The 16,275-nt window shown below is 71.0% G+C and carries 14 protein-coding genes; 5 read left to right on the top strand and 9 right to left on the bottom strand.

The features are described from left to right. The first annotated feature begins 3 nt into the window (after positions 1-3). Positions 4-1,149: an acyl-CoA dehydrogenase family protein gene (locus tag ACZ7L9_RS26980; RefSeq protein ID WP_471419034.1), complete on the top strand. Its 1,146-nt coding sequence runs from the start codon at positions 4-6 to the stop codon at positions 1,147-1,149. A gap of 5 nt (positions 1,150-1,154) precedes the next feature. Here ACZ7L9_RS26980 and ACZ7L9_RS26975 read toward each other — a convergent pair whose 3' ends face one another. Further along, positions 1,155-1,724 (bottom strand): CGNR zinc finger domain-containing protein, encoded by a 570-nt coding sequence (locus ACZ7L9_RS26975; protein WP_471419032.1) that lies wholly within the window; start codon positions 1,722-1,724, stop codon positions 1,155-1,157. Between the two features lie 81 nt (positions 1,725-1,805). On the opposite strand from ACZ7L9_RS26975, the gene ACZ7L9_RS26970 reads away from it, so the two are divergent. The 4 genes from ACZ7L9_RS26970 to ACZ7L9_RS26955 all read left to right on the top strand — a co-directional run bounded on the left by ACZ7L9_RS26970 (position 1,806) and on the right by ACZ7L9_RS26955 (position 6,008). Beyond that, the gene (locus tag ACZ7L9_RS26970) at positions 1,806-3,266 is read left to right on the top strand and encodes an MFS transporter (protein ID WP_471419030.1); all 1,461 of its coding nucleotides are present in this window, start codon (positions 1,806-1,808) and stop codon (positions 3,264-3,266) included. Positions 3,267-3,372: 106 nt separating this feature from the next. Further along, entirely contained in the window at positions 3,373-4,551 is a 1,179-nt protein-coding gene (locus ACZ7L9_RS26965) for a 3-hydroxybenzoate 6-monooxygenase (RefSeq protein WP_471419028.1), read from the top strand. Between the two features lie 22 nt (positions 4,552-4,573). After that, on the top strand, positions 4,574-5,146 hold the full coding sequence (locus ACZ7L9_RS26960; protein ID WP_471419026.1) for a YdeI/OmpD-associated family protein: 573 nt from the start codon (positions 4,574-4,576) through the stop codon (positions 5,144-5,146). Positions 5,147-5,276: 130 nt separating this feature from the next. Further along, entirely contained in the window at positions 5,277-6,008 is a 732-nt protein-coding gene (locus tag ACZ7L9_RS26955; protein ID WP_471419024.1) for an alpha/beta fold hydrolase, read from the top strand. Between the two features lie 64 nt (positions 6,009-6,072). Here the strand turns inward: ACZ7L9_RS26955 and ACZ7L9_RS26950 are convergent, their stop codons facing one another. From ACZ7L9_RS26950 to ACZ7L9_RS26915, 8 genes are all read right to left on the bottom strand, one after another. Further along, a complete protein-coding gene (locus ACZ7L9_RS26950; protein WP_471419022.1) occupies positions 6,073-8,424 on the bottom strand; it encodes a non-ribosomal peptide synthetase in 2,352 nt (783 codons plus the stop codon). A 223-nt stretch (positions 8,425-8,647) separates the two neighbouring features. Further along, positions 8,648-9,766 (bottom strand): 3-deoxy-7-phosphoheptulonate synthase, encoded by a 1,119-nt coding sequence (locus tag ACZ7L9_RS26945; protein ID WP_471419020.1) that lies wholly within the window; start codon positions 9,764-9,766, stop codon positions 8,648-8,650. Next, positions 9,763-10,851, bottom strand: coding sequence for a ketoacyl-ACP synthase III family protein (locus tag ACZ7L9_RS26940; RefSeq protein ID WP_471419018.1), 1,089 nt, complete (start codon positions 10,849-10,851; stop codon positions 9,763-9,765). Before ACZ7L9_RS26940 ends, ACZ7L9_RS26945 begins: the two co-directional genes overlap by 4 nt. A 95-nt stretch (positions 10,852-10,946) precedes the next feature. Beyond that, entirely contained in the window at positions 10,947-12,911 is a 1,965-nt protein-coding gene (locus ACZ7L9_RS26935; RefSeq protein WP_471419016.1) for an anthranilate synthase family protein, read from the bottom strand. Then, positions 12,908-13,570: an isochorismatase family protein gene (locus tag ACZ7L9_RS26930; protein WP_471419014.1), complete on the bottom strand. Its 663-nt coding sequence runs from the start codon at positions 13,568-13,570 to the stop codon at positions 12,908-12,910. The genes ACZ7L9_RS26935 and ACZ7L9_RS26930 overlap by 4 nt, the downstream gene beginning before the upstream one ends. Before the next feature lie 48 nt (positions 13,571-13,618). Beyond that, a complete protein-coding gene (locus ACZ7L9_RS26925; RefSeq protein ID WP_471419012.1) occupies positions 13,619-14,437 on the bottom strand; it encodes a 2,3-dihydro-2,3-dihydroxybenzoate dehydrogenase in 819 nt (272 codons plus the stop codon). Further along, entirely contained in the window at positions 14,434-15,969 is a 1,536-nt protein-coding gene (locus ACZ7L9_RS26920; RefSeq protein WP_471419010.1) for an amidohydrolase family protein, read from the bottom strand. Before ACZ7L9_RS26920 ends, ACZ7L9_RS26925 begins: the two co-directional genes overlap by 4 nt. Further along, positions 15,969-16,271, bottom strand: a complete 303-nt coding sequence (locus ACZ7L9_RS26915; RefSeq protein WP_471419008.1) for a phosphopantetheine-binding protein — start codon at positions 16,269-16,271, stop codon at positions 15,969-15,971. Before ACZ7L9_RS26915 ends, ACZ7L9_RS26920 begins: the two co-directional genes overlap by 1 nt. Positions 16,272-16,275 lie beyond the last annotated feature (4 nt).

Below are 16,275 nucleotides of genomic sequence, written 5' to 3'. Positions count from 1 at the left end.
TTCATGGACTTCACGTTCACCCCCTCGCAGAACGAACTGGCCAAGCGAATGGCCGAGTTCGCGGCCGACAGGATTGCCCCGCACCGCCGGGAGCAAGACCGCGACGGCACCTACCGCCCGGGGCTGATCGCGGACATGGCCGCCGCGGACCTGTTCGCGCTGCGGCTCCCCGAGCAGTACGGCGGTCTCGGTCTCGACGCCGTCAGTGCGGGCATCGCGCTGGAGCAACTGGCGGCGGCCGACCTGTCGGTGTGTTTCCCGGTGCTCAACGCCGCGCTCGTCGGCGGCGTGCTCGCCGACAACGGCGACCCGGAGCAGCGGGCGGCCTGGCTGCCACCGATCGCCCGCGGCGAGGCCGTGGTCGCCCTCGCACTGACCGAGCCCGACCACGGCACGGACGCCGCGGGCATCCAGCTCAGCGCGCGGCCGGACCGCGACGGCTGGCTGCTCACCGGCGAGAAGACCTCGATCATGATCTCGGCCTACGCCACCCATGCGCTGGTGTTCGCCCGCACCGGTGACGAGGGCTCCCGCGGTATCAGCGCCTTCTACATCCGGCTGGACGACGCACGGGTCCGCCGGGAAGGGCTGACCGATCTCGGCTGCAAGGCCGGCGGCCGTGGCCGACTCGTCCTCGACGGTCTGCGCGTCGGCCCTCGTGACCTGGTCGGCGAACCGGGCGGCGGCTTCCAGGCGGTGATGCGCGGTTTCGGCGTCTCCCGGGCGCTGATCGCGCTGATGGCGATCGCGGTCGGCAACGCCGCCCTGGACGAGGCGTATGCCCATGCCGCCCGGCGGACCGCCTTCGGCCGGCCCATCGGCCGGTTCCAGTCGGTGTCGTTCCCACTCGTGGAGCACACCACCCTGCTGCACGCGGCGCGCCTGGTCGCCTACGAGGCACTGTGCAAGGCGGATCGCGGCGAAGACCCCCGTATCCCGTCGAACATGGCCAAGTGGTGGGCGCCCAAGGCGGCCGTGGAAGCCACCCACCAGGCTCTGCTGACGATGGGTCATCTCGGCTGGAGCGAGGACGGCCCCGTGGCCCAGCGGCTCCGCGATGTCATCGGCCTCCAGCTCGCGGACGGCACCGCCGCGGCCACCAAACTGACCGTGGCGCGCCTGGTCCTGGGCAAGGAGTACGCGCCGTGACCGCGTCAGCCACCCGCTGCGGCCTTCACCCGTTGCCGGTACACCTGCATCTTGGAGCGGGTGCCGCATACCGCCATGGCGCACCAGCGGCCGGACCCATTGCGCGCACGGTCGTAAAAGGCCCACTCGCAGCGATGGTCGCGACAGGACTTCAGTCGCTGCCAGGTGCCTTCGCGGGCCGCCTCGACGACGATGCCGAGCACCTGCCCCATCAACCCGCGAACCCCCTCGTGGGCGGGCCGCAGTCCGGGCAGGCCGGATTCGTCGAAGCCGAGGACCAGTGGGCAGTGCGCGGCGACACGCTCGATGTCGGCGCGGGCCTCCGGCTCGGGGGCGCCGCCGTTGTTCTCCCGCAGCAACCCCCTGAGTGCCTCCCGCAGTTCGACCGCGCGCCTGCGGTCGGCCTCGGTGACCCGGCAGGCAGCGCCGGGCGGGCCGAACTCCTCAAGCCAGCGCGTGAGCCCCCCGACCGTGGCGAACTCATCCGGTCCGAACTCGACATTGACGCTGTTGACGAAGGACTGCACCAGGGCGAGCCGACCGGGCGCCACCTCACGGTCCCCCGGTTGCCGCACGCGTGATTTCCCTCTCATTCCACACACATTACCGGGCACTTGAGTTGACCGGTATCCATCTCCCCCCACGGAAGGAATCCCATGGCCGGCAACACCAGCGGGCGACCGCCGCTTCTCCTGCTGTGCACCGCACAGTTCATGCTCGCCCTCGACTTCGCCATCGTGAATGTCGCGCTCGGCGGGATGCAGCGCGACCTCGGCTTCACCGACAGCGGACTGCAGTGGGTCGTGGGCGCCTACGCGCTCTTCTACGGCGGGTTCCTGCTGCTGGGCGGCCGGGCAGGTGACGCCATCGGCCGCAAGCGGCTGTTCGTGACCGGACTGGCCGTCTTCACCCTCGCCTCACTGGTCGGCGGTCTCGCCACCGAACCGTTCGTCCTGGTCGCCGCGCGCGCGCTGCAGGGCCTGTCGGCCGCAGCGGTCTCGCCCGCCGTCCTCGCGCTGATCGCCGCCGGTTTTCCGGAGGGCAAGGAACGCGTGAAGGCTATGGGCGTCTTCGGCGCGGTCTCCTCGGCCGGCTTCTCCGGCGGTGTGGCGGCCGGCGGTCTGCTCACCGAGTACATCAGCTGGCGCGCGGTGATGCTGGTCAACCTCCCGGTCGGCATCGTCCTGGTGGCCCTTGCCGTCCGGAAGCTCGTGGCCGACCACCTCAGCACCCGTGCCGCCCGGCTCGACGTGCCCGGCGCGGTCCTGGTCACCTCGGCGATGTGCGCGTTCAGCTACGGCCTGACCGTCGCCTCCGACGAGGGCTGGGGGTCGAGGCCCGTGATCATCGCGCTGACGGCCGGTGCCGTGCTTCTGATCGCCTTCCTGGTCGTGCAGACCCGGGTGTCCGCGCCACTCGTGCCGCTGTCGGTCTTCCGCAACCGCAGTCTTTCCTCCGGTAACGGCATCGCATTCCTGTCGGGTGGCGTGATGTCCGTGTCGACGTTCTTCATCACCCTGTATCTGCAGCAGGTGCTCGGCTACTCCGACGTCAAGACCGGACTTGCCTTCTTCCCGCAGGCGTTCGTGGTCTTCCTCGCCAGCGTCCCGGTGATCCGTCTCACCGAGAAGCTGGGCGCCCGCAACACACTCACCATCGGCGGTGTGTTCCTCGCCGCCGGTTCGGTACTGCTCGCCCAGGTCACGGCCGACAGTTCGTATCTGCTCGTGGTGCTGCCCGGCGGTGTCCTGCTCGGTCTGGGGGTGACGGTCATGATGATCACCACCGCCGTTGCCGCCACCAGCGGGGTGGACGGGCCGCAGATGGGCCTCGCCTCCGGCCTGTACAACTCCGCGCGCCAGCTGGGCGTCGGCCTCTGCCTCGCGCTGGGTGTGGCAATCGCGGGCATCGCTCACGGCGCCGTCCGGGCCATCCCGATCGACGGCTTCCAGGCGGCGTTCTGGTTCACCGGCGCGCTCTCCGTCGGCATCGTCGCGGTGTCGGTCCTCGGCCTGCGCGGCACGGCCGTCGCCGCGGCGGCGCGCCCCGGGGCCGAGCCCACCCCGGCCGCGTCCACCTCCACGGACGGCATCGAGGCGCCTGCAGCAGCCAAGTAGCGCCGGTGGTGCGCCGCCGCCCCCGCGCGCGGCCGGCTCTCTCCCCCCGGGAGCCGGCCGCCGCACCATCCCTGCACACGTGTGCGGAGAGGACCAGGAAAGAGCCATGACTCATATACTCGTCGCGGGCGGCGGCATCGGCGGACTGTCGGCCGCGCTGGGCCAGGCCCGCAGTGGACACCGGGTGACCGTCCTGGAGAGCCGCCCCGAGTACACCGAGATCGGGGCCGGAATCCAGCTGGCGCCCAACGCCTTTCACGCCCTGGACGCCCTGGGCGTCCGCGCCGACGTGACCGACCGCGCCGACTTCATCGACGAACTCCGCTTCATGGACGGCACATCGGGACAGCAGGTCGCCGCCATGCCACTGACCGGCGGCTACCGGAACCGGTTCGGCAACCCCTACGCGGTGGTGCACCGCGCGGATCTGCACCGGGCGCTGCTCGACGGCTGCCGGGACGCCGGCGTCGAGCTGCTCGCCGGACAACGTGTCACCGGCTACGAGCAGTCGGGCGGGCACGTGACCGCGTCGACCGCCACGGGTGACCGCTTCCGGGCACAGGTGCTCGTCGGCGCCGACGGCCTGCGCTCCGCGGTGCGCGATCAGCTGGTCGGTGACGGTCCGCCACGGATCTCGGGCCACACCATTTACCGCTCCGTCATCCCGATGTCCCAGGTTCCCGAGCGGCTCAGGGCCCGGGCCGTGACCCTGTGGGCGGGTCCGAAGTGGCATTTCGTGCACTATCCGATCGGTGGCGGCGCCTTCCTCAACCTCGCCGCCACCCGCGACGACGACGCCCGTCACGAGATCACCGGAGTGCCCGTCCCCCGCGACCATGTCATGGCGGAGTTCGACGAAATGGCGGATGCCGCAAGCCAGTTGCTGGAACTGGGCCGCGACTGGCGCGTCTGGGTGTTGTGCGACCGCGACCCGGTGGAGACGTGGGTGGACGGCCGGGTGGCACTGGCCGGTGACGCCGCGCACCCGATGCTGCAGTACGCGGCCCAAGGGGCCTGCATGGCCCTGGAGGACGCAGTGGTGCTCGGCGCGTTGCTGCGCTGCGACTCGGCCGACGCGCCGCAGCGTCTGGAGAAGTACAACAGCGTACGGCGCGAGCGCACGGCCCGGACCACGCTCGCAGCCCGCTGGATGGGCGGCGAGCTGTACCACCCCGCCGGAGCCCGCGCATCGGAGCGCAACGCGCTGCTCGCCGGACACTCCACCGAAGACCTGCACGATGTGGTGTCCTGGCTGCACGGCGCCACCGATTTCATCAGCGCATGAACTGGAAGGGCAGATTTCCCGTATGGCTTCGACGGACGATGCCGAAGTAATTCACTTTCCCAGCGAGAACGATCTGGAGAACTGGATCGAAACGAATCATCAAAAATCTGCCGGGGTGTGGCTAAAAATCGCCAAGAAGGGGTCAGGGATCCCGTCGGTAAATTCAGCACAAGCCCTCGATGTGGCCTTGTGCTACGGCTGGATCCCGGGCCAGCGGAAATCGCTCGACGAGAGTTTCTTTCTACAGAAGCTCACCCCGCGGCGGGCCCACAGCGTCTGGTCGATGGTCAACATCCGCAAGGTCGAGGCGCTGATCGCGGCCGGGCGCATGCGCGAGCCGGGACTGGCGGAGATCCGCGCCGCGCAGGGCGACGGCCGCTGGGCGGCCGCCTATGAATCACAGGCCCTCGCCGAGGTGCCGGCGGACCTGGCGGCAGCCCTGGGCGACCACCCGCAGGTCGCCGAGCGGTTCGGTCGGCTCGACCGCACCAGCCGCTACAACCTGATGCTGCCGCTCCTCAAAGCGGTCGGTGAGCAGAACCGGACCACTCAACTGAAGAAGATCATGAACCATTTGGAGACCGCCGACCTCTGAACCCGGGACATCCAAAGGAGTCGTCGCCCTGCAGTGCACAGCGGGCGACGGCTTCTCCTTTCTCGTTTCTATAATGATCCGTCACCTCGCCCACCGACCGCCCGGAATTCCGGCCACTATTCTTCCCGGCATGACACTTCACATACGCGAGTGGGGCACGGGCGACCGCGTCGCGGTACTCGTCCACGGAATGCTGAGCAACTCGGAATGCTGGTGGGAGATCGGCCCGGCGATGGCCGCCCGCGGCTACCGGGTGGTCGCCGTCGACCTGCCCGGCCACGGGCTCTCCCCCGCGGACCCCGGCGCCGACCTGGACAGCTTCGTCGCCGCACTTATCGAGACCGTACCGGCGACTCCGGAGCTGGCCGTCGGCCACTCGATGGGCGCCTTCGTCCTCGCCTCCGCCCTGGACCGGATCGCCCCGCGGCGGGTGGTCTACGTGGACACCCCGTTCGGCCCCAGCCGCGGCGACGTGGATCCGCAGACGCTCACCGAGGTGTACGCGAAGGCGAAGGCGCGTCGGACGCTCGATGCCCTCCACCAGCAGGAACCCGGCTGGCGGCAGCAGGACCGGTGCGTCGAGGCGCGGGCGGCCGAACAATTCGACGTGGCCACCACGGTGAGCCTGTTCGGCTCGGTGGCGGGGATGGACTTCGCCCCGCCGGCGCACATCCCCTCGCTGATGATCCGCCCCGATCCCAGCCGCTTCGTCCCGCCGGAGGCGGTCGAGCGACTCAGGGCCGGGGGTGTGGAGGTCCGCTCCGTCGAGGGGGCCGGTCACCTCACCTGGTACGGCCACCACACGGCCTTCATGGCAGCGCTCGACGGCTGGCTGGCAAAACCGCTGCAGAACGCCGCATGACGCCTCCCGTACGCAGGTGCCCCGCCGGTCGATCCGGCGGGGCACCTGCGTACGGCGTCCAGGGTCAGGCGGCGGCTGCCGGGGCCCGGTCGGCGATCAGTGCCGCCATCTTCACCACAGTCGCTTCGTCGAAGAGGTCGACGATCTCGAGGTCCACCGCGAACCGCCGACGGACCAGTTCGGTCAGCTTGGCGGCACGCAGCGAATCCCCGCCCAGTTCGAAGAAGTTGTCCTGCGTGCCCACCCCGTCGAGTTCCAGCACCTTGGTCCACAACCCGAGGAGCGACTCCTCCAGGTCCCCGGCAGGGGGCTGGTAGGCGACGTCGAGTTCGGGGCGCGAACGCGGCGGCTCCGGCAGCGCTGCGCGGTCGATCTTCCCGTTGGTGCTGGTGGGCAGCCCGCCGATGACGTAGACCGCCGGCACCATGAAGGACGGCAGCCGCTGGGCCAGGCCACGGCGGATGTCTCGTACCGAAGGGGCCTGCTCGGCTCCCGGCTCGATGTAGGCGGTCAACTGGACATCTCCCTGGTCGTCCTGACGGGCGAGCACCGCAGCCTGGCTGACCCCCGGCAGCGTGGTGAGGACCACCTCGATCTCGCCGAGATGGACACGGTTTCCGCGCACCTTGACCTGGTTGTCGGTCCGGCCGACGATCTCGATGCTGCCGTCCGGCCAGTACCTGGCCAGATCGCTGGTGCGGTACATGACGGGGTGGCGGGCGGGGTCGATGGGGTTGGTGATCCATTTCTCGGCGGTGGCCTCCGGGCGGCCCAGATAGCCGGCCGAGAGGCTGACGCCGGCGATGCACAGTTCACCGACGAGACCCGGCGGCAGCGGGCGCAGCTCCTCGTCGAGTACATACGTGGTGACGTTGGTGGTGGGACGGCCGATCGGCGGCAGTCGACGGGCACGGCCCTGCTCGCCGAACCGTTCGGCGAGTTCGGTGATGTCGCAGCTGGCGACGACGGTGGCCTCCGCGGACCCGTACAGGTTGATCAGCCGGAACGGCAGGCCGGCCGGGGGCCAGGACTGGATGCGCTCGCCGCAGACCCGGATGTTCTCCAACGGCGTGCCCTCGGGCCACTCCAGGCGCCACAGCCGCTCGGCCATCGGCTTCATCAGCAGGGTGGTGGTGATGCCCTCGCGCAGGAACCACTCCTGGAGGCGGTGCTCGGAAGCGACCACCGACACGTCGGGGATGTGCACGGTGCCGCCGCGGGCGAGCACCGGGAAGCACTCGACCTCGATCATGCCGTAGCCGGGGGCGGCCAGCCAGGTGCCCTGGGAGTCGCCGGTCATGCCACACAGTTCGGCCATGCTGTGGATCAGGTTGCGGGCGGCCCCGAAGCGGACCATGACCGCCTTGGGGGCTCCGGTGGATCCGGAGGTGTAGCAGATGTGGATCAGGTCGTCCGCGTCGACCGGCTCGCTGACCTCGGTGGCCGGCTCGGTCCGCCAGTCGTCGGTGTCCAGCGCGATCACCGGGGCGAGGCCGCTGACCTTCTCCTCGTGGGCGGCGAGCGTCAGTACGACGGCGGCCGAGGCGTCCTCGATCATGTAGCGGACGCGGTCGGCGGGGAAGTCGCTGTCGAGCAGGATCGCCGCACTGGCCAGCTTGAAGCAGGCCAGTTGGGCGATGAGGCTCTCCGCGCTGCGCGGGAAGCAGACCCCGACCCGGTCGCCGGGCCGCACGCCCCGGGCGGCGAGCCGATGGGCGAGCTGATTGGCCTGCCCGTCGAGTTCGCGGTATGTGAGCCGGGTGCCGGGCAGGATCACCGCCACCGCGTCGGGGGTGTGCCGCGCGGTCTCGGCGACCAGCTCGTGGAAGTAGGCCGGGCCCACCGGTCCCTCGGTGTCGTTCCACTCCACCAGGGTGCGGTGCAACTCCTCGTCGGTGAGCAGCGCGATGTCCCGGACCGTCCCGTCCGGCCCAGCTGCCAGCGCGGCGAGGATCAGCTCCAGGTGGCGGGCGTACTGATCGGCCGCCACGGCGTCGAACTCGTCGCTGTCCATGGCGAGTTCGAAACCCTGCCCAGTCACCGAAAGAGTCAGTGCGGCGAGTGCCCGGGACGCGGGTCCCGTGCTGTCGACCGCGGCGTGCGCCGGTCGCCCGGTGCCGTCCTCGGCCACCACGGGGGCCTCGGGCACGGCCCGCAGCAGTTCCCCGGCGGTGGTCGGGCCGTCCACGCGGATCGCGAGCGGCTCGTCGACGCCCGGCTGCCGTCGGCGGCCTATCAGGAGATCGGTCTCTCCGGTGTAGCGGTGTACGAGCGCCGCCAGGGCAGCCGTCGCGTAATGCTCGGGCCGGTCGGCGACGGCCGCGGGTACCGCGATGACGCGCCGGTGCAGTGCGCCGGTCCGTGCGCCGTCCAGGACGCGCGCCAGGGGCAGGGACGAACTCGTGGTGACAGCCACGGCATTGTTTCCTCTCGGGTGGTGTTCCGGGTGCGATGGAATGCGTGCGGGTCGGGTGCCCAGGTCCTGTCCTGTCGATCTTCGTGGATCAGGCCGGGGTGTCTGGTGCGGTGCATCGCAAGGCGGAGGATCGTCCTCGTACCGGACGTACTCGGGCGACTGACGACAACGCGGCGAGGTGCCGTGCCAGGCGTTCCGGGCCCGCGAAGACCGGCAGGAGGGCCTAGGGCCTCTCGTTCGGATCACGCCGGGTTCGCGTGCCCCGGCGGGCGTCGACCGCTGCGGCCAGTTCGTCGGCCATGCGAACCGTGGTCGCCCAGTCCACGCAGGCGTCGGTCACGCTCTGACCGTGGACGAGTTGGTCGGTGCGACCCAGTTCGAGGTCCTGGCGGCCGCCGGCGAGGAAGCTCTCGATCATGACGCCGGCGATCCCCCGCTCGCCGCCTGCGATCCGGCGTGCTATGTCGCCGACAACGACCGGCTGCCGCTCGTGATCCTTGTTGCTGTTGCCGTGGCTGGCGTCGACGATCAACTGCTGCGGCAGTCCGGCGGCAGCGATCTCCTCCAGTGCTGCGGCGACCTGCGCGGGACCGTAGTTGGGTCCTTCGGAGCCGCCGCGCAGCACCACATGGCCGTGGGGATTGCCCCGGGTCGTGATGACGACCGCCCGGCCGTCACCGCCGATGCCCGGGTGGACATGGGTGCGCGAGGCCGAGACGACGGCGTCCACGGCGTCCCGGACACCGCCGTCGGTCGTGTTCTTGAACCCGATCGGCATGGCGAGGCCGCTGGAGAGCTGGCGGTGCACCTGGCTCTGCACGGTGCGGGCCCCGATCGCCCCCCAGGAGACGGCGTCGGCCAGGTAGGGCGGAACGAGCGGGTCGAGGAACTCGCAGGCCACCGGCAGTCCGATGTCGGCGATCCGGGCCATGAGGCCCCGGGCCAGACCGAGCCCGCTGGGCAGGTCGTGCGAGCCGTCCAGGCGGGGATCGCTGAGCAGCCCCTTCCAGCCGACCCGGGTGCGCGGCTTTTCCACGTACACCCGCATGACCACGATCAGTCGGTCCAGGGTCTCGGCGGCGAGCGCGGACAGCCGCTCGGCGTAGCCGAGGGCGGCGTCCGGGTCGTGCACGGAGCACGGACCCGTGATGACGACCATGCGGTCGTCGCGGCCCGCGAGCACCCGTGCTATGTCGCGACGGGCCAGCGCGGTGGTCTTCTTCGCGAGAGGGGACAGCGGTATCTGCGCGCGCAGCGCGTCCGGGGTGGGCAGCTGTGCGGAGCCGGGAGCCGGAGCGGCCAGGGACTCCGGGGCGATGCTCTCGGTACGAAAAGGGCTCATGGACGTGATCCGTTTCCTTGGGCGAAGGGTGCGGGGTGAGCTGCGGGACCGACCCGGGACGCTCGGACGCCGTCGGCGGTGAGTACCGCGGCCGAGAAGGTGAAGCCCATGCCGGTGCCGATCACGAGGATCCGGTCGCCGGGGTGGAGCAGGTCGTTCCTGAGCAGGTGGTCGAGGCCGTACATCTGGTCACACGGTCCGAGATGGCCGATGGTCAGGCCGAGTTCGTGCACGGTGTCGCGCGGGGTGATGCCGAGGGGACGTACGAAGCTCTCGCGGTACAGGGTCCGGCCCACGAAGGGCGTCAGGAACCAGTCGATCTCGTCGGCGGTGATGCCGGCCTCGGTCAGGGCACGGCCGACCACACGCCGGGTGCAGTCTGCGGTGCGGGTGTGCACATCCTTGAGCGAGACCTCACCGGACGCGAGGAACTCCCGGGTCCTTCGGCGCATGTCCGGCTGCCCCTCGGGCGCGGTACGGAAGGCCTCGGTGCCTCGGGAGAGTCCCTCCAGAACGGTGTCGGTCCGGCTCACCAGCGAGCGCAGCCGCAGCCGTCCGGTGTCGCGTGTGACGACTCCGGCCGCGGCGCCGTCGCCGAAGACCATGCCGGGAGAGGTGTGGAATCGGTCGGTGGGGGGTGCGAAACGGTCGGCCAGGGTGATCAGCGCTGACGGTACGTCCGGACGGGCGATCAGGGTGGACGCCGCGACGTCGAGCGCGGCCAGGGAGCCGTTCGACCAGGCGCCCACCGTCGTCGGTGTGGAGTCGACCTGCTCGCCGAGCAGTTGCCCGGCGATCCAGCAGGCGGCGGGCCACAGGTCGATGCCCTGGAAGTGGCCGTGGCTGTGCAGCAGCACGGTGTCCGCGTCGACCCTCGCGCCCGTCTCCGCCGCCGCCTTGACGGCTTGCCGGCCGGCGGTCACCGCCATCTCGGGCGGCGACTGCGTGGACCGCGCGTAGCTGACCATTCCGGTGCTCTCGGCGGCGTCGGCCGAGTACCGGCCGTCGGCGACCGCCGCGGCCACCGGCTCGAACTCGCCGAGGGTGCCTCCGGTGCCGGCGATCCAGACGTTGTCGAAGCGCATCGGACGATTCCTTCCATGGTGGGGCGGCGGAAATAGGCGGAACGGACGAGGCTGCCGCGGCCCGGACGACACCGGGCCCGCTACCATCAAAAAAGCTATGCAGGTATCGCAGTTGCGACAACATCCCGTTGATAAGGACCTGTTACCTCTCCGAGCAGGTCGCTGATCAGCTCTCCGAGCAACTCGGGACCGCGCCGCGTCAGCACCGACGCGGGGTGGAACTGGACCGAGGCGAAACCCGGCCCGCGCAGGGCGTGCACCTCTCCGTCCGCCTCTCGGAACACCCGGACCGGCCCGTCCCGGTCGGGGCAGGTGATCAGGTCCGCCGCGCTGTGGGCGGCGAAGGTGTTGTAGAAGCCCACGGGTTCACTGCGGCCGAAGCAGTCGATCGTGCGCTGCACCCCTTGGCCGGGCACCTCGCGGCGGACCAGCGGGAGTCCGAGCAGGGTGCTGAGCACCTGGTGTCCCAGACAGACGGAGAGGAACGGGAGACCGCGCCGCAGGAGCCGCGAGGTCACCCCGCGCAGCCGGGCGATCTTGGGATCGGTGCTGTCCCGGGGATCGCCCGGTCCGGGTCCGACGATGACCAGGTCGTAGGTGCTGAGCGGGAGTTCCTCGTCGTGACGACGAACGTCGACGCGCAGCCCCTGCGCCTGTAGCAGGTGGCGCGCCATGGCGGTGAAGGTGTCCTCGGCGTCGATCACCAGGATCCGGCGGCCGACCAGGGCGGCCGTCGGCCGGGCCCGCGCCCCCGGCTCCTGGAACCAGAATCCGGCCAGCGGCCGGTTGCGCTCGGCCAGTGCCGCGCGCACCGCCGGGTGAGTGGCGACCGGATCGGGCCGGGCAGGTGCGGGGCCGGGCCGTCCGCCGACCGGGGCGCGCAGGGCCTCGATCAGGCCCGCGGCCTTGGCCCGGGTCTCCGCGGCCTCGGCCACGGGGTCGGAGTCGCGGACCAGGGTGGCGCCCACCGGGATCCGTACCCGGCCCCCCGCGTCGATCTCGGCCGTGCGGATGAGGATGGCCGAGTCCATGGCTCGCTCGCCAGCAGCATCGCGGCCGATCAGGGCCGCGACACCGGCGTAGTGCCCGCGTCCTTCCGGCTCATGACGACTGATCACTTCGCACGCGCTCTCCAGCGGGCCACCGGTGACGGTCGGCGCGAGCAGCGTCTCGCGCAGGATCTCCCGTACGTCCAGTGAGCTGTGCCCCTCGATGAGGTACTCGGTGTGGGCGAGCCGGCCCATCTCCTTCAGGAAGGGCCCGGTGACCCGGCCGCCGAGGTCGCAGACCCGTCCCATCATCTTCAGCTCCTCGTCGAGGACCATGTACAGCTCGCCCGCCTCCTTCGGGTCGGCGAGAAAGGCGAGCACCTCGGCCGGGTCGGGGCCGCCCGGCGGATAGCGGTACGTACCACTGATGGGGTTCATGACGATCCGGCCGGCGTCCAGACTCACATGACGCTCCGGTGAGGCACCCACGAAGGTGCGGTCCCCGGTGTGCACGACGAAGGACCAGTAGCTGCCCGGGTCGCGGCCGGCCAGCCGGCGGAAGAACGACAGCGCGGTCCGCGCGGACCAGCCCTCGATCCGCGCTGTGAAGGAACGCCTGAGGACGAAGTTGGCGCCGGCGCCCCGGCCGATCTCCTCGGCGAGCACCCGGCGGACCCGGGCGGCGTACTCCTCGTCGTCGGCGTCGAAGCGGCCCTCGTCCATGGCGATCGGCAGGTCGGGCAGCCGGTCGAGGACGTCTTCCAGGGGCAGCACAGCCTGGTCGTCCACGGCCAGCGTGAGCAGTGGCGCTCCGTCGTCGGGGCAGGGGAAGCCGCGCTCGCGGATCTGCCGGTAGGGCAGCAGGGCCAGCACCTCGTGTGTCGGCTGCTGCCGGTTCCCGGCTACCGTGTCCGTTGGTGTGAGCGGGATGTCCGCGATCCGTTCACGTTCGGTGATCTGCCCGGTGAGTACGTCGATCCGGTCGGGCCCGGTGGTACCGGGCCGGTGCAGCAGGGCGAACGGCGGCGGGTCGGTGGCGAGTATCCGATCCAGGATCGGATGGGCGGTCATGACCGTCCCCCGTCCAGGGCGGCCAGCACGGCCCGGGTGGGCAGGGTGACCGAGCAGCGGGTGGCGAGGTAGTCCAGCGTCTCCCGGTGGCGCCGGGCGGAGAAGTCCGCGATCGCATCGCTCACCACGAAGGTCTGGATGTCGTGCGAGAAGCCCTCGTGCGCGGTCATCAGGATCCCGACATGGGCGTACACCCCGCAGATCACCAGCTGGTCGCGGCCGGTCCGGCGCAGCAGGCCGAGCAGCTCGGTGCGGCAGAAGGCGCTGGGGCGCCACTTGGTGAACACCTCGTCGCCGGGGGCCGGGGCGATCCGCTCGGGGATGGCACGGTGCTCCTCGTCCTCGCCCATCCCGGCGCCCCAGAAGTCCTTGAGCAGTCCGCGCTGCTCGTCGCTCATGCCGCCGGGCTGGGCGGTGTAGACGACGGGGGCACCGGCCGCCGTGAATGCCCGGCGCAGAGCATCGGTGTGGTCGAGCAGGTCGGTCAGCGGTTGCCGGCCGGTGTCCGGGCTGCCGTATCCGAAGGGACTCAGGAAGTAGTTCTGCAGATCGTGCACGAGCAGCACCGCGCGGGCCGGATCGACGCTCCACGAGGCCGTGTTGCGCGGGAGCTCGTCCTCGGTCGGCATGGGATAGGGGTCGATGAGCGGGATCGCCATGTTGGCTCCAGGGTCGAATGCGAAGGCCGGCCGGACCGGCCCGTTGTGTCAGGCGCCGAGTGCGGCGCCGCCGTCCACCACGAGGTCCTGCAGGGTGATGTGGGAGGCGTGCTCGGAGAGGAGGAAGAGCACGGCATGGGCGATGTCCTCGGGCTGAGCGAGCTTGCCGAGCGGGATCCCGACCCGATAGGTGGCGGCCGAGCCCTCGACGGACGGCCGGGCGAAGTCGCCCTCCGGGTGCATCGAGGTGAGCATCGGCGTCTCGGTGGAGCCGGGTGCGACGGTGTTGCAGCGGATCCCGTACCGGGCCACCTCCAGGCCCAGGGTCCTGGTGAAACTGGTCGCTGCGGCCTTCGACGCCGCGTAGGCCGCCATGTTCCAACGCGGGACGTTCGCCGAGTTGGAGGCGACGGTCACCACGGCGCCGGAGCGGCGGGGCACCATCCGCGCGACGACCGCCCGGCTGACGTGGAAGACGCCGGTGATGTTGACCGCGAAGGTGAACTCCCAGTCCTCGTCGCTGTATCCGGTGACCTCTCCGGTCCGCAGCACGCCTGCGGCGTTCACCAGGTGGTCCAGCGGTCCGAGTTCGGACTCCGCGCGGTCCACCGCGGCCTCCACCTCGGCGCTGGACCGTACGTCGGCGTCGAGCGCCAGCACGGTCGCTCCGTCGGCCTCGAGTTCCTTCACCAGGGGCTCCAGGGCCGCCGCGTCGGCGTCGAGCAGTGCGACCCGGTGGCCGGCGGCGGCGAGCCCGCGGGCCACCGCCGCTCCGATGCCGCCCGCCGCTCCCGTGACGAGAGCCGTCCTGCGGTGCGGGGCCGCACCGAAGTGGGCCGCGGTACCGTCCGTCCGTGCCTCGCTCATCGCCGTTCCTTCCATCCCGTGTGATGTGCGGCGGCCGCCCGGCGGCGCCGGTCGATCGCTTCGGTACGCGAGCGCAGCGTCGCCGCGACCGTGTCGGCGTCGACGCCCAGGCACCGCACCGTGAAGGAGGACAGGGCCTCCAGGTACTCCGCTTCCAGGGCCTCCTCGTCGAGCGCCGTGGAGCGGCCGTCCTCGATCAGGACCCGGCCCGCGACGATCACGGTCTCCACGTCCATGGAGCCGCCGAGCGAGAGGAAGCTCTCCAGGGGGCGGGGGTTGAGCAGATAGCGCCAGTCGCCGGCGGGGACGAGGATCAGATCGGCCTGCTTGCCGGGTTCCAGGCTGCCGATCCGGTCCCCCTGGTCCAGGCCCCTGGCGGGCAGCCGGGTGGCCATCGCCAAGGCGTCGGTGGGCAGCACCTCGGTGGGGTCGGCGTACATCTCGTTGTAGAGCTGCCACACCGCACGCATCGCCTCCGGCATGCCGCCGAGGGGTACCGCCGCGCCGTCGGTGGAGACCGACACGTCCAGGCCGGACCGCCGGAACTCCGGGATCGCCCGGGTTTCGGAGATGGTGGACTCGCCGGCCTGGCCGTACTTTGCGGGCGAGTGGCTGATGTGCGCGCCCGCGTCGATGAGCAGCGCCCGCTCGCCCGGGTCCGCGAAGCCGCAGTGCACCGCCATGAAGCGGTTCGAGAGCAGTCCGGCCTCGGCGAACCGCCGCACCGGAGTGGCTCCGTAGTAGGCCAGCATCACGTCGGCCTCGTTGCGCAGCGCGCCCACGTGGGTGGCGAACGGTACGTCATATCGGGCGATCAAGTCGGCGAATCCCGCCGCGAGTTCATCGCTCATGTTGGTGCCGTAGACGGAGGTGGGCCAGGCCCGCACGAGACCGTCGGGCTGCGCCGCGCAGTCGTCGAGGAGCTCCTCGATGCGCTGGAGTTCGAGGTCCGTGTCGCGGGTGCGCCGGAATCGGCTGTCGCCGGGGGCGCAGACCGCGTCGGCGGCCCATGTGCTCACCGTCACCCGCATCCCCAGGTCCCGGGCGGCCCGAGCCAACGCCTGTGGCTTGTTCAGGGAGCCGATGTCGCCCAATGCGGTGACGCCGGAGCGCAGCTGGGTCCACATCGAGTAGCGGGCGATGGCTAGGGCCTCGTCGAAGGTGAGCCGGTCGACGTGGTCGTGAAAGGCGTCGAAGACCAGGGAGATCTGGGGTACGTCGCCGCCCAGGGCCATGAACACCGGCTTGTCGTCCCGGTCCGAGGCGGAGCGCAGCGCCCCCTTGAAGGGAAAGCGCATCGCGAACATCTCGTGCCAGTGCGCGTTGACGAAGCCGGGCAGGATCATCCGGTCCTGGGCGTCGATGGTCCGCAGACCGGCCCGGTGGTGCGGCTCGATCGCCGCCTCGACCTCGGCGCGCGGACCGGCGGCGACCACCACTCCGTCCGCGGCGAGCACCGCGCCGTCCGGGACGACCCGGTCAGTGGCGTCAGCGGGGTAGAGCACCCCGCCCCGGATCAGCAGGGCGCCCATCACGCCGCCTCCGTGTCGCGTGCGGCCCAGGCCTCGGTGAGGTGCTGGTGCCAGGCGTCGAGGGTGGGAGCGCCGGTGAGGGCGGCGTACTCGACGGGGATGCCCTGCCGGCGCCAGCGGGTGACCAGGAGCATCGTCTCCAGGGAGCCGAGCCCGAGATGGACGAGATGGGCGTCGCCGCTGAGCTCGTCGGGCGACTGGCCGATCGTCTTGGCCACATCCCGCCGCAGCTCATCGGCCGAGAGGGGGGTCGTACGGCGCTGGGTGCGGGCCCGCGCGGGGGAAGGAGTGGGTACGGTCATGGCG

Source organism: Streptomyces sp. NPDC111516, from assembly GCF_055635345.1.
The sequence above is the reverse complement of the archived record's forward strand: the minus strand, read 5'-3'. Positions and strand labels throughout refer to the sequence as shown.

Bases quoted from the DNA above. Each gene is read 5' to 3' on its own strand.
- ACZ7L9_RS26960 (WP_471419026.1), top strand. From the start codon at position 4,574: ATGGCTTCGACGGACGATGCCGAAGTAATTCACTTTCCCAGCGAGAAC.
- ACZ7L9_RS26940 (WP_471419018.1), bottom strand. From the start codon at position 10,851: ATGCGCTTCGACAACGTCTGGATCGCCGGCACCGGAGGCACCCTCGGC.
- ACZ7L9_RS26970 (WP_471419030.1), top strand. From the start codon at position 1,806: ATGGCCGGCAACACCAGCGGGCGACCGCCGCTTCTCCTGCTGTGCACC.
- ACZ7L9_RS26930 (WP_471419014.1), bottom strand. From the start codon at position 13,570: ATGGCGATCCCGCTCATCGACCCCTATCCCATGCCGACCGAGGACGAG.
- ACZ7L9_RS26915 (WP_471419008.1), bottom strand. From the start codon at position 16,271: ATGACCGTACCCACTCCTTCCCCCGCGCGGGCCCGCACCCAGCGCCGT.
- ACZ7L9_RS26945 (WP_471419020.1), bottom strand. From the start codon at position 9,766: ATGAGCCCTTTTCGTACCGAGAGCATCGCCCCGGAGTCCCTGGCCGCT.
- ACZ7L9_RS26935 (WP_471419016.1), bottom strand. From the start codon at position 12,911: ATGACCGCCCATCCGATCCTGGATCGGATACTCGCCACCGACCCGCCG.
- ACZ7L9_RS26965 (WP_471419028.1), top strand. From the start codon at position 3,373: ATGACTCATATACTCGTCGCGGGCGGCGGCATCGGCGGACTGTCGGCC.
- ACZ7L9_RS26955 (WP_471419024.1), top strand. From the start codon at position 5,277: ATGACACTTCACATACGCGAGTGGGGCACGGGCGACCGCGTCGCGGTA.
- ACZ7L9_RS26980 (WP_471419034.1), top strand. From the start codon at position 4: ATGGACTTCACGTTCACCCCCTCGCAGAACGAACTGGCCAAGCGAATG.
- ACZ7L9_RS26925 (WP_471419012.1), bottom strand. From the start codon at position 14,437: ATGAGCGAGGCACGGACGGACGGTACCGCGGCCCACTTCGGTGCGGCC.
- ACZ7L9_RS26920 (WP_471419010.1), bottom strand. From the start codon at position 15,969: ATGGGCGCCCTGCTGATCCGGGGCGGGGTGCTCTACCCCGCTGACGCC.